This is a genomic window from Pseudomonas sp. 2835 (genome assembly GCF_050435905.1).
Taxonomy (GTDB): domain Bacteria; phylum Pseudomonadota; class Gammaproteobacteria; order Pseudomonadales; family Pseudomonadaceae; genus Aquipseudomonas.
On record NZ_JBNDLE010000004.1, the window covers coordinates 294997 to 307158 of the forward strand.

At 62.9% G+C, this 12162-nt stretch carries 12 protein-coding genes; 5 read left to right on the forward strand and 7 right to left on the reverse strand.

Translation table 11 applies throughout. The annotated features are described in order from the left end of the window. Window positions 1-5 precede the first annotated feature (5 nt). Both ABIE20_RS07690 and ABIE20_RS07695 read left to right on the forward strand, forming a co-directional pair. The gene (locus ABIE20_RS07690) at window positions 6-392 is read left to right on the forward strand and encodes a hypothetical protein (RefSeq protein WP_429504079.1); all 387 of its coding nucleotides are present in this window, start codon (window positions 6-8) and stop codon (window positions 390-392) included. 4 nt (window positions 393-396) lie between these two features. Next, window positions 397-879, forward strand: coding sequence for a GreA/GreB family elongation factor (locus ABIE20_RS07695; protein WP_429504081.1), 483 nt, complete (start codon window positions 397-399; stop codon window positions 877-879). Between the two features lie 105 nt (window positions 880-984). Here ABIE20_RS07695 and ABIE20_RS07700 read toward each other — a convergent pair whose 3' ends face one another. Then, window positions 985-1917 (reverse strand): LysR family transcriptional regulator, encoded by a 933-nt coding sequence (locus tag ABIE20_RS07700; protein WP_429504083.1) that lies wholly within the window; start codon window positions 1915-1917, stop codon window positions 985-987. 123 nt (window positions 1918-2040) lie between these two features. Here ABIE20_RS07700 and ABIE20_RS07705 point away from each other — a divergent pair, with 123 nt between their 5' ends. After that, on the forward strand, window positions 2041-2790 hold the full coding sequence (locus tag ABIE20_RS07705) for a 3-oxoacyl-ACP reductase family protein (protein ID WP_429504085.1): 750 nt from the start codon (window positions 2041-2043) through the stop codon (window positions 2788-2790). 6 nt (window positions 2791-2796) lie between these two features. Here the strand turns inward: ABIE20_RS07705 and ABIE20_RS07710 are convergent, their stop codons facing one another. Next, the gene (locus tag ABIE20_RS07710; protein ID WP_429504087.1) at window positions 2797-3684 is read right to left on the reverse strand and encodes a LysR family transcriptional regulator; all 888 of its coding nucleotides are present in this window, start codon (window positions 3682-3684) and stop codon (window positions 2797-2799) included. 106 nt (window positions 3685-3790) lie between these two features. Here ABIE20_RS07710 and ABIE20_RS07715 point away from each other — a divergent pair, with 106 nt between their 5' ends. After that, window positions 3791-4984, forward strand: a complete 1194-nt coding sequence (locus tag ABIE20_RS07715) for an MFS transporter (protein WP_429504089.1) — start codon at window positions 3791-3793, stop codon at window positions 4982-4984. Here ABIE20_RS07715 and ABIE20_RS07720 read toward each other — a convergent pair. The 5 genes from ABIE20_RS07720 to ABIE20_RS07740 are packed head-to-tail and all read right to left on the reverse strand — an operon-like array spanning window position 4981 to window position 11310. Next, a complete protein-coding gene (locus tag ABIE20_RS07720) occupies window positions 4981-6321 on the reverse strand; it encodes a TolC family outer membrane protein (protein WP_429504091.1) in 1341 nt (446 codons plus the stop codon). The genes ABIE20_RS07715 and ABIE20_RS07720 overlap by 4 nt on opposite strands. Window positions 6322-6333: 12 nt before the next feature. Continuing rightward, window positions 6334-7632, reverse strand: coding sequence for an HlyD family type I secretion periplasmic adaptor subunit (locus tag ABIE20_RS07725; protein ID WP_429504093.1), 1299 nt, complete (start codon window positions 7630-7632; stop codon window positions 6334-6336). Continuing rightward, window positions 7629-9371 carry a type I secretion system permease/ATPase gene (locus ABIE20_RS07730; RefSeq protein ID WP_429504095.1) on the reverse strand — a complete coding sequence of 581 codons (1743 nt, stop codon included), beginning with the start codon at window positions 9369-9371 and terminating at the stop codon, window positions 7629-7631. Before ABIE20_RS07730 ends, ABIE20_RS07725 begins: the two co-directional genes overlap by 4 nt. A gap of 46 nt (window positions 9372-9417) precedes the next feature. Further along, on the reverse strand, window positions 9418-9822 hold the full coding sequence (locus ABIE20_RS07735) for an AprI/Inh family metalloprotease inhibitor (RefSeq protein ID WP_429504097.1): 405 nt from the start codon (window positions 9820-9822) through the stop codon (window positions 9418-9420). Window positions 9823-9846: 24 nt separating this feature from the next. Then, on the reverse strand, window positions 9847-11310 hold the full coding sequence (locus ABIE20_RS07740) for a serralysin family metalloprotease (RefSeq protein ID WP_429504099.1): 1464 nt from the start codon (window positions 11308-11310) through the stop codon (window positions 9847-9849). A gap of 463 nt (window positions 11311-11773) precedes the next feature. Here ABIE20_RS07740 and ABIE20_RS07745 point away from each other — a divergent pair, with 463 nt between their 5' ends. Next, window positions 11774-12154: a hypothetical protein gene (locus tag ABIE20_RS07745; protein WP_429504101.1), complete on the forward strand. Its 381-nt coding sequence runs from the start codon at window positions 11774-11776 to the stop codon at window positions 12152-12154. Window positions 12155-12162 lie beyond the last annotated feature (8 nt).

Here is a 12162-nt window from a genome sequence, read left to right on the forward strand (position 1 = left end):
CCATCATGCCCCGCCCTCGCGAACTGAAGATCACCCTCAAGCCGCTGCAACTGATCCTGTGCATTGCCCTGGGCCTGTGGCTTGGCGCCGCGGCCATCGCCCTGAGCCTGTGGCTGGCCGGGCGCTTGCTGCCAGCGACCGTGCCGCCGATCGAACAGGTGCTTGCGCCGCCCGCCATTGCCCCGGCGCCCCCAGCGGCGGCAGACCCGCAACAGCAGATGTTCGATCAGTACAAGCAGATCCTGCGCAACCAGCAAGTACAACAGGCCGAAGAGCAGGCGCAAGGCAGCATGCGCAACCTGTCCAACCCCAAGTGCCAGTTCTGGCTGCAGCAGAACCGCAACCTGCCTACGGAAAAAAGTCGCGCCCATGTCCTGGAATTTTGCAACTGACACCATGAACAAAGCCGACCTGCTGCAACGCATCATCGATACCCTGACCTTCGACCTGGACGTCGCCCAGCGCGCGGCGCAAACCGCCTATGAAGCGGCCACCGCCGAAGAGAACATCGCCGAGAACAAGTACGACACCCTGGGCCTGGAGGCCTCGTACCTGGCCACCGGGCAAGCCCGGCGCATGGAGGAGATCCGCCAGGCGCGGGCGGCGTACCAGCAGTTGAAGCTGCGCGACTATGACCCGCAGCGCGGCATCCAGGTCAGCAACCTGGTGACCCTCGAGGCCGAGAACGGCAGTTGCCAGCAGTTGTTCCTCGGCCCCGAAGGCGCGGGACTGAAGATTGGCCAGGGCGAGCAACTGGTGACGGTGATCACCCCGCGCTCGCCCCTGGGCCAGAGTTTGCTTGGCAAGGTCGAAGAGGATGAAGTCAATCTGGTGCTTGGTGGGGTGCCCCAGCGTTACTACATCCTCAAGGTTCTGTGATCAGGAAGGCTGCGCCTTCCATCGCTGGCAAGGCCAGCTCCCACAGGCTCGGCGTGCCCTGATCCAGTGTGGGGTCTGCAGGAGCCCTTACACACAGCAGCCCCCTCATAAAGCGCCCAACGCATCAAAGCGCTGTGCCAACCCCTGCCGGGAAAACTGCTCGATGACAAAATCGACAAAGGCCCGGGTCTTGCCTGGCAGCAGTTTGTGCTCGGCGTAGTACAGCGAGATATCGCCGTCGTCCACATACCAGTCCGGCAACACCCGCAGCAGCCGGCCGGCCTGCAGGTAAGGCACGGCAAACGGCATGCTCACCAGTGCCACGCCCAGGCCCTGCTCCGCTGCCGCGCAGGCGGCCTCCGAATCACTCATGGTCATACGCAAACGCATGTTCAACGGGCTTTGTTCCCGCTCGCGGCTGGTCAACGGCCAGGAACGCACGCGCCCGGTCTGCGGTGAGCGAATGAGGATGCCATCGAGCTCGTGCAAATCAGCCGGTTGAGTGATCGGCGGATGCTCCAGCAGATAGGCCGGCGCTGCTACCAGAATCCGGTGCGCGGGGGTCAGCTTGCGCGCCACAACACCTTGCGGCAGATCGAAGCCGCCGCCAATCGCCGCATCAAAACCCTGGCCGATCAGGTCGACCTGACGGTTATCAAAATGCCAATCCGGGCTGATCGCCGGGTAACGTCGCAAGAACTCGGCCAGCAGCGGCACGATATACAGGCGGCCAAACACCGTGCCCATGCTCACTTTCAAGGTACCGGCCGGCTGCCCTTCGGCACTGGCAAGGTTAGCCACGGCGTACTGGATGGTCTGGAAACTGGCCGCCACTTCACTGAGAAAGCGCTGCCCGGCCTCGGTCAGGGTCAGGCGCCGGGTGCTGCGCTGGAACAAGCGCACGCCCAGGCGCGCCTCCAGACGTGCGACGTTCTTGCCCACCGCCGCCGGAGTCAGGCTCAAGCGCCGCGCGGCTTCGGCAAAGCTGCCAACTTCGGCGCTGCGGACAAAACACTCGATACTGCTGAACGACTCCATCGCGGCGATTCCATACTTATGGTTTACACAGACTATAGCGATTACTGGCTACCGAGAGGGTAATCAGCGGCCGATACTTACCCCCATCCAAGGCATCCGGCCTTGTTCTTTCGGGAGCACAGCATGTCGACCCAATCCAGCCTCAACGGTAAAGTAGCCCTGATCCAGGGCGGTTCACGCGGTATCGGCGCCGCCATCGTCAAACGCCTGGCCGCCGAAGGCGCCAGTGTCGCCTTCACCTACGCCAACGCCACAGCCCAGGCCGATGCCTTGCAGCAGAGCATCATTGCCGCCGGCGGCAAGGCCCTGGCGATCAAGGCCGATAGCGCCGATGCCAGCGCCGTGCAGCAGGCCGTGGCTAGCACCGTCGAGGCCTTCGGTGGCCTGGATATCCTGGTCAACAATGCCGGGGTACTGGCCGTCGGGCCATTGGCGGATTTCAGCCTGGAAGACTTCGACCGCACCCTGGCAGTCAATGTGCGCAGCGTTTTCGTCGCCACCCAGGCGGCGGCCCGGCACATGGGCCAGGGCGGGCGGATCATCAACATCGGTAGCACCAATGCCGAGCGCATGCCCTTCGCCGGCGGCGGCCCCTATGCCATGAGCAAGTCGGCGCTGGTCGGCCTGACCCGCGGCCTGGCCCGCGACCTCGGGCCCCTGGGCATCACCATCAACAACGTTCAACCGGGCCCGGTGGACACCGACATGAACCCGGCCCAGGGCGAGTTCGCCGAAAGCCTGATGGGCTTGATGGCGGTGGGGCGCTACGGCCATGTCGAGGAAATCGCCAGCTTCGTTGCCTACCTGGCAGGCCCGGAGGCGGCCTACATTACCGGCGCCAGCCTGAGCATCGATGGCGGCTTCGCTGCCTGAGGCAGGTCAATGACCGTCCCTGCCCGCCAGGCGCTGTTCAATCAACTGGACAAAAGCCCTGGCGGCCGGGGTCGGGTGCGTCGACCAGATCGCATAAACGTGACGCACCGGCGCATCCTCGACCGCTACCGACGCCACACCACTGAAGCTGTTGGCAATCCGCGCCGGTACCAGGCCAATCGCCAGGCCGCGTTTGGCGAACTTTTCCACCAGGCGGATATTGGTCATTTCGAACTGCACCCGATGGCGCACCCCGGCGGCAGCGAAGGCTTCGTCGGTTTGCCGGCGAGCCCCCGTCCCGGCAGGAAAATCCACCAGTGGCTGGGCTTCGAGATCGGCCAGGGACAACCGCGCCGCACCCGCCAATGGATGCTCGGCGGCCATCACCGCCACCAGCTTTTCTTCAGCCAGCAGGCGGTATTCGACACCTTCCAGCCGCTCACCCGGCCAGATGCCGATAAAACCCACGTCCAGGCGCCGTTCGCGCACATCGGCGATCAACAACTCACTCTTGGCCATCAGCCAGCGAATATCCACCAGCGGATGCCGGGCATGAAAATCTGCCAGCACATCGACCAGGTCCAGTTCGGTCAGCGAGGTGATTTCGCCGATGGACAATTGCCCGCGCACTTCGCCGCAGGCGGCGGCAACATCCTCGGCAATCCGCCGGGTCGCTTCCAGCGCTGGCCGTGCGCTCTGCACGAAAGCCTCGCCCGCAGGCGTCAGGCGCACACGCCGCGAGCTACGCTCGAACAGGCTGACGCCGAGGGTCTCCTCCAGCCGGGCAATCTGATGGCTCAAGGCCGACTGCACCACATGGCAGCGCTCGGCGGCGCGGGTGAAGCTGCCGGTGTCGACCACCGCCAGGGCATATTCAATCTGCTTGAGATTCATGGATCGATCTATTTCCAAGATGGATAGAATGAAAACGATACATTGGCGTCATGCTAGCGCATTTCCCATACTGTCACCTCCAACTGCCACTGATTAGAGACGGTCCATGACCTCTGCCACCCACCCCCTGAGCCGCGGCCTGATTCTGCTGATGGCCACTGCCACAGGCCTCGCGGTCGCCAGCAACTATTACGCACAACCCCTGCTGCACAGCATCGCCGAGCATTTCGGCCTGACTACCGCCAGCGCCGGGGCCATCGTCATGGCCGCACAGCTGAGCTACGGTGCCGGCCTGTTGCTGCTGGCACCGCTGGGCGACCTGTTCGAACAACGCAAGCTGATCGTCAGCATGATTGCCATCAGCACCCTGGGCCTGCTGATCAGCGCCTTTTCACCAAGCCTGGCGTGGCTGCTGATCGGCACCACCCTCACCGGCCTGTTTTCGGTGGTTGCCCAGGTCCTGGTGCCGATGGCTGCGGGCCTGAGTGACCCTGCCCAACGCGGGCGGGTAGTCGGCACGCTGATGAGCGGGCTGCTGCTGGGCATCCTCCTGGCGCGCACGGCTGCCGGTTTCATGGCTGAACTGGGCAGCTGGCGCAGCATCTACCTGCTGGCCGCGGCATTGATGGGGCTGTCGGCGATCGCCCTGTTCCGCGCCCTGCCCGAGCGCCATCAGCACGCCGGGCTCAGCTATCCGGCGTTGCTCGGCTCGGTGTTCCGCCTGTTCGTCGACGAGCCGATCTTGCGCTTGCGCTCATTGCTGGGGCTGTTGTCGTTCAGCCTGTTCGCCTTGTTCTGGACGCCGCTGGCGTTTCTGCTGTCGGCCGAGCCTTACCACTATTCCGACGCAGTGATCGGCCTGTTCGGCCTGGCCGGTGCCGCCGGCGCCCTGTCGGCCAACTGGGCCGGGCGCCTGGCCGACCGTGGCAAAGGCCCGCTGGGCACCACGGTCGGCTTACTGGTACTGCTTTTTTCGTGGGTACCGCTGGCCTTTGCGCAGTCGTCGCTGGCGGCCTTGCTGATTGGCGTGCTGTTGCTCGACCTGGCGGTGCAGCTGGTGCACGTGAGCAACCAGAACGCGGTGATTGTCCTGCGCCCGGAAGCCCGCAACCGCCTGAATGCCGGCTACATCACCTGCTACTTCATCGGCGGCGCCCTCGGTTCGCTGCTCGGCACGCAGCTGTTCCAGCACTATGGCTGGGACGGCATCGTCATCGCCGGCCTGAGTATCGGCGCCCTGGCGCTACTGGTCTGGGGCCTGGCTGAGCGCCAGCGCGCCGTGCGCCTGGGTACTGCCTAACGGCGCACAAAGGCTTCATCGACCCGCGCCAGGTGCTCCTCGCGCAAGGTCCCAGCGTAGTAATGCAGCTTGATCCAGGCCAGCAAATAGTCGTAGCGGACCTGGGCCAGGTCGCGGCGGGTAGTCGCCAGCTGCTGCTCGGCGTTGAGCACATCGAGGTTGACCCGCTCGCCCCCCAGCACACTCTGGCGGGTCGATTGCACCAGCGCCTCGGCCGAAGTCAGTGCCCGCTGATAGGCACGCAAGCGGCTGACGCCGGACTGACAGGCATTGTACTGGCGACGCAGCTCGATCAGGGTCGCGCGGGTATTGCCGTCCAGCTCGTATTCGGCCTGCTCCAGGTTGCGGCTGGCCTGGCGGGTGGCCGCCGACACCCCGCCACCGGCAAACAACGGCAGGCTGACTTCGATGCCGATGGTGTTGGTGTCGTAGCGCTGGTTATAAGTGTTGCCGCTGTCGGACTGCATTTGCCGTGAGGTGGCGTAAGCCGTCACCTTGGGCAAATGCCCGGCACGGTTGCGCTCCACTTCGTACTCCGCCACTTCCAGGGCCTGGCGCTGGGACGCCAATTGCGGGTTGTTGGCCAGGGCCAGCTCATGCCAAGCCTCATAGGTCGCTGGCTGCAGCGCCAGCAAGGCAAAGCCGTCGTTGAGCGGCGCCAGTTCGTCGATGCGTGCCGAAGGCTCGCCGATCAGCGCCCCCAGCTCGCGCAAAGCGGCGTCCTGGTCGTTACGGGCCTGGATCTCCTCGGCGTCGGCCAGCTCATAGCGGGCCTGGGCTTCGAGGATGTCGGTTCGGGTGCCTTCGCCCTGCTGGAACAGTTGCTGGTTCTGCTGAAACTGTTGTCGATAAGCCTGCTTGCTGGCGACACTGATGCTGATCTGGTCGTCGGCGAACAGCGCCTGGGTGTAGCTGGTCATCACCCGCACCAGCAGTTCCTGGCTCTTGTCGCGAAACTCTTCATCGGCGAACAGCGCCTGGGCCACGCCCTTGCGGTAATTGGCGTAGGCCTCGTAGTCGAGCAGCGGCTGCTGGAGGATGAAAGTCGAGCCGTAGCTGTTGTAGTGGCGGTCTTCATCCTCGCGCCGCGAATCGCCCAGGTAGCGGGCCTTGGAATCGTTGCGGCCCTTGTTGTAGTTGTACGACAGGTTCGGCAGCAGGCCGGCGCGGCCGATGGCGCGGTTTTCCTGCCCGGCTTCGCGGGCCTTGAGCGCGCCGAGGAACACCGGGTCCTTGCGCAGCGCCTGTTCATACACCTGAAACGGCCCCATGGCCTGCGCGCCCGCCCCTGTTGTCAGGGCGAACGCCGCCAGCAGCCCGGTCATCAAGCTTTTCATGCACGGGCTTCCTTATTGTTCGGTCAACGCAGTACCTGCCCGGTCGAGCAGGGGTTTGAACAGGTAATTGAGCATCGAGCGCTCGCCGGTACGCACGAACAGTTCGGCGGGCATGCCCGGCTTGATCACCAGCCCGTCAAGGCGCGCCAGTGCCTGTTCGCTGACCGTGCTGCGCAATACGTAGTACGGCTGGCCGGTCTTGTCGTCGAGCAACTGGTCGGCGGAAATCAGTGCCACCTCACCCGCGACCCGCGGCGTGCTGCTCTGGTTGAAGGCGGTGAAAAGGATATCCACAGGCAGCTGCACCGCGACTTTATCCACAAGGTTGACCGGCAGGCGCCCTTCCACCTCAAGCGCGGTGCCCTGGGGTACCACCTCCAGCAAGGTTTCGCCGGCGCGCACCACGGCACCCTCGGTATGCACGCCAAGGTTGACCGCGATGCCGTCGGCCGGGGCGAGAATCTCGCTGTGCTGCAGGTCGAAACCGGCCGAGGTCAGTTGCTGTTCGAGGGTCAGGCTTTTCAGTTGCGCCTCGGCCAACTGGCTGCGCACCTCTTTCTGATACTCCTCGCGCCGTTGCTGCAGGTTCAGCCGCGATTCGACGATGCCCTGCTCCAGCCGCGCGCTGTCGCCGCTGTTTTGCGCCAGGTCGCGCTGGACCTGAGACAACTGACGCTGATACTCGAGCAAGCGGTTGCGCGGGATATAGCCCTGGCTGGCCAGCGGCTTGAGGTTCTCCAACTGTTCACGCAGCGAATCGGCCTGGGCCTGCAGGTCGCCACGGGCGCGGCGCATGCCGGCCAACTGGGCCACGGCGCCGTCGATACTGGCGGTCAGCCCGGCCTGCTCGCGGGCCTGGGCATCACGACGGCTGCTGAACAGTTGGCGCTGGCTTTCCAGCACCAGGCTCAGCTGCGGATCGGGGTCGCTGGCAAGCTGCGGCGGAAAGATGATTGCGCCGAGGTTGTCGCGCTCGCTCTGCCAGCGCGCCAGGCTGGCCCAGGCCAAACGGTACTGGGCTTGCAGCGATTGCACATCGGCCTGGACCTGGGTCTGGTCGAGACGGAACAACGGCTGCCCCTGCTTAACCAGCTGGCCCTCGCTGACCAGAATGCGGCTGACCACGCCACCGGCCAGGGATTGCACCGCCTTGCGCTTGCCCGAGACCACCACGGTGCCCTGCACGGCAATGCCTTGATCAAGCGGCGCCAGGGTTGCCCAGGCAATGAATCCGCCAAAGCCTATCAGGGTCAGCAGCCAACCGAAGCGCACATAAAAACGCGCACTGCGGCTTTTATCGACCTGGCTCATGCGCCACCTCCGGTTGCCAATGCGGCATTCGCGGGCTGGCGCTGGGCCTGTTCCTGGGCGCGGCTCAGGGCCTGCATGACCTCATGGGCCGGCCCGAAGGCCTGCATCCGGCCCTCGCTGAGCACCAGCAATTTATCCGCCTGGGCCAGGGCGGCCGAGCGGTGCGTAACCAGCACCACGGTGCGCCCCTGGGCTTTCATCTGGGCGATGGCGGAGGCCAGCGCCGCTTCGCCGCTGGTGTCGAGGTTGGAATTGGGCTCATCGAGCACGATCAGGCTCGGCCCGCCGTACAGGGCCCGGGCCAGGGCGATGCGTTGCTTCTGCCCGCCGGACAGATCGCCGCCGTCTTCGCCCAGGCGCGTGTCATAGCCTTGCGGCAGGCGCAGGATCAACTCGTGCACGCCGGCCTGGCGCGCGGCTTCGACCACCTTGAGGCCGTCCAGCTCGGCAAAGCGGGCAATGTTCTCGGCAATGCTGCCGCGCAGCAATTCGATGTTCTGCGGCAGGTACCCGATGTACGGGCCCAGGGCTTCGCGGTCCCAGCGGTGCAGGTCGGCACCGTCCAGGCGCACTGTACCGGCCAGGGTCGGCCAGACGCCGACCAGCACCTTGGCCAGGGTCGACTTGCCCGAGCCGGAGGTGCCGAGTACGCCCAGTACTTCGCCGGCGCCAAGGTTGAAACTGATCTGCTGCAAGGTGGCCACGCGCTTGCCTGGCGGCCCGGCACTGACCTGCTCGACACTCAGGCGCCCGCTTGGCGCCGGCAAGGCCATCGGTGCCGGCGGCTCGGGAAACGTGCGCAGCAGGCCATCCAGGCGCTGGTAGGCCATATGCGCGCCGCTCCACTGCTTCCACACGGCAATCAGCTGGTCGATAGGGCTCAGGACCCGGCCCATGAGGATGGAGCCGGCGATCATCATGCCCGGGGTCATCTGCCCCTCGATCACCAGCAGGGCCCCCAGCCCCAGCACCAGCGATTGCAGGCACAGGCGGAGCGACTTGCTGACCGCGGTGATCACCGCCGAGGTATCACTTGCCTGGTTCTGCAGGTTCAGAAAGCGCGAGTGCAAGGCGAACCAGCGCTGGCGCAGGGCACCGAGCATGCCCATGGCCTGAATGCTCTCGGCATTGTGCAACTGGCTGCTGGCAAGGTGCGTGGACTGCTGCTGGAAACCGCTGGCCTCGACCAGCGGCTTATGGGTCAAGCGTTCGTTGAGCAGCGCCAGGGCAATCAGCAACAATGCCCCAGCGCAAGCCATGACGCCTAACCAGACGTTGAAAAGGAAGATTACTGCCAGATAAATCGGAAACCAGGGTGCGTCAAAGAAGGCAAACAGTGCAGGACCGGTGACAAACTGCCTCACTTGCGTCAGATCGTTAAGTGCTTGCCCGGCCTGCCCGTCGCCGTGGCGCAAGTTGCGTTCAAAGGCGGCCCGGTACACGTTGAGGTTAAAGCCCTGCTCCAGCTGGTTGCCAACACGGATAACAATGAAACTGCGGATCGCTTCCAGCGCACCAATAAATATAAAGAAGCCGACCACCATCAGGGTCAACATCCACAGGGTGGTTTCGTTTTGCGAAGAGAGTACCCGGTCATACACTTGCAGCATATAAATAGAGGGCACCAGCATCAGCAGGTTTATCAGTGCGGTAAAACAACCCACACTCAATAGCGTGGACTTGTGATCTGCCAGCGCTGCCCACAAGGGCGCACCGGCTTTATTAGTCGGCCTGTTCATTGTCCGCCTTTCTATCCCTGAAAAATCGGCAATCGCCTACAAGGCTTTATTCTTTATTCTTACGTTCCAGCAAGAGTATCTTTTTGGACGGTGAAATCCATTTGAAGATGCCTGGCTTAAAACGGTTGAAGTGCACCAGTGCACTGCCGCTGCCATCGAGCAACGCCAGCGTATCGGGGGTCGGCAACCAGCCGCTGGGGCGCTGCCCGATCAGCCCTTCGGCGCATTGAAGATCCCCGTGCAGAGTTTGCGCGGCATCCAGTTGCAATTCACAACCCGCGGCCCGATCGTTTTCAGGGTAAAGCGTCCAGTCACCGGCCAGTTGCGCGGGCGTGGGGAGTTGCAGGCTGCTTGCCATACCGACCTCGGTCATCAACATCAGGGGAATCGCGCCGAGCGCGATTATTCGCTTCAAAACCATCATCTGCACGCCTCGGAAAAGGCGGCGCATCGGCGCCGCCCTTTCAGTTTGCTATCAGACCACGATATCCGTGGCGACCGCCTGACCTACAGTGGTCACCAGGAAATCAGACAGGCTGTTGCCGGTGAAGTCGATCGACAGGCTACCGAGGTTGCTTGCCTGGTCGAAGCTGAGCACCGCTTCGCCGGCATGGCCGGTGAAGGCATCAACGAACTGCAGCGGCAGCTTGTTGACGGCAAAGGCTGACATTGCCGACAGATCGATCTTGTCCTGACCGCTGACGAAATCCATGATCCGGTCGGGGTTGCTCGGGGTCGAATCGCTGCTGGCAGCGAAGATGAAGGTGTCGGAACCGGCACCGCCCCAGAGTTTGTCGGCACCGCCACCGCCGTAGATGATGTCGTTGCCGGCACCGCCCTTGAGCTCGTTGGCCACGGCGTTGCCTATCAGCAGGTCGTTGCCCGAGCCGCCGATGGCGTTCTCGACAATGGCACCCTTGGCAATGGAAATATTGCCGATCATGCCGCCGACGTCGGAGAACGACGCGTCATTGAGGTTGATCTTCTGGTTCTGGGTAAAACCGGAGAAGTCCAGGGTGTCGTTACCGCCGCCATCCCACACCGAGAAGACGATTTTCGACGAGGCCGACGTGGCCGAGTAGAAGTCGCGATCAGCGGTGGAGTTGAAGCCGTACGTGGTGTCGCCGGAGCGGGTCGCGTAGTTGGCGCCATAGAGCTTCTGGATGGCGGCAATGTCATCCATCAGCGGTGCCGAGGAGTACACCTGCACACCGCCCTTGGTGAAGTTCTGGCTGGTGTTGCTCTCGCCCCAGTAACTCATGACGCTGTAGCCACGGGTGTCCTGGCCGTAGGTAGCATCGGCATAGGTCGGGTAGCCTTCGCCGGCGTTGTAGTCGCCCGGGTGAGACAGGCCCAGGACGTGGCCGATTTCGTGGGTCAGGGTCTGACGGCCGTAGTTGCCGTTGTCCGGGTTGACGTTGGCCTGGTACTGATTGTTGATCAGGTACCAGGATTCACCCTTGTGCGAACCCGGGCCATCGAACGGCAGGTAGGCAAATGCAGCACCGCCAGTGCTGCCATCGCTGTAGTTGCCGAAGGTCATGTGACCGTCGCCGCCCGATGCGCCTTCCTTGAAGGTGACCTTGGCCACGTCCGCCCACGACTGCATGGACAGTTTGGCCTGGGCCTTCTGCTGGGCGGAAAAGGCGCTGAACGAGCCCAGCCCCTGACCGTAGAAGTCAGAAGGTGCCTTGGTCAGGAAGGTATAGGTCAGGCTGATGGTGCCATCCTTGTTCAGGTCTTTCCAGGCAGCGCCGTCGCGCAATAACTGGGTAGCGGCCTGGTCGACCGAGAACGAAGGTTTGCCATTGACTGTCGCACTGCCGCCGCGATCATATTGATGGCCAAAACTATTGATCAGGCTGTAAGCGGAACTTGCACCGTGCGGTTGCAATACAGAGCCAGCTGAAACAATAGCGCTTTCTTTGACTTTCGACATACAGACACTTCCTTGTTTACAAAAAAAGCAGTTGTTGTCCGATAGGACGCTCCTGCGGCGAGATCGTCCTATCACTCGCCTGAATGAGGCGGGGAAAAACTGACACAAGAGGAATTGAACTGTCCAGCTTTTTTTGACGCCAATTTTCAATAACTCAACATGTTTATTGTCCTACAATTTTGTAACCCTTGATTTAGCTGACCTCGGTCAATTTGCGCAAACGACGACATATCGAATACAACAAAATATTGCGACCCAAGACGAACATCGAGCAAAGGCCTTTAGTTCAATACTCGAACTTTACTTATAAGAAGGCGACATACCCTTATCACCACTTGCCGCTGATCCTTTACTTTTCCGCGACAACTAGGCGGTGACCCTCCGTCGCCTGGCCATTGACTTGTGCGGTGCGCAGGCGCTGAGTAGGGATTGGTCAAATAGCCCTTTCAACCTGGACGCCACTATGACAAGACTCACGGTTCAATCCGGCGATTTCTTGCAAGGTGAAGGCGAGTACCGCAATGGATCGCTCACACTCAAGACCGCCCGCAGCCCTTCCCCTGGCGAGAAAATTGCCCTTACCCGCATCACCGACCTGATCGTCGCCAATCAGGAATCCAGTCGCAGCCTGAGCAGTGCTTTGGGCTGGGGCGTCGCCGGCGCCCTGGTGGCCGGCCCGGTCGGCCTGATCGCCGGCCTGTGGTTAGGCGGCAAGGAAGAGGAGGTAACCTTCCTGGCGACTTTCAAGGATGGTCGCAAGCTGATGGCCATCACCGACAAGAAAACCTGGACGAAGCTCGACGGGAACTGGCGGCGTCACGCCCAGGCGGCAGCGAACGGCTGAATCGGCAC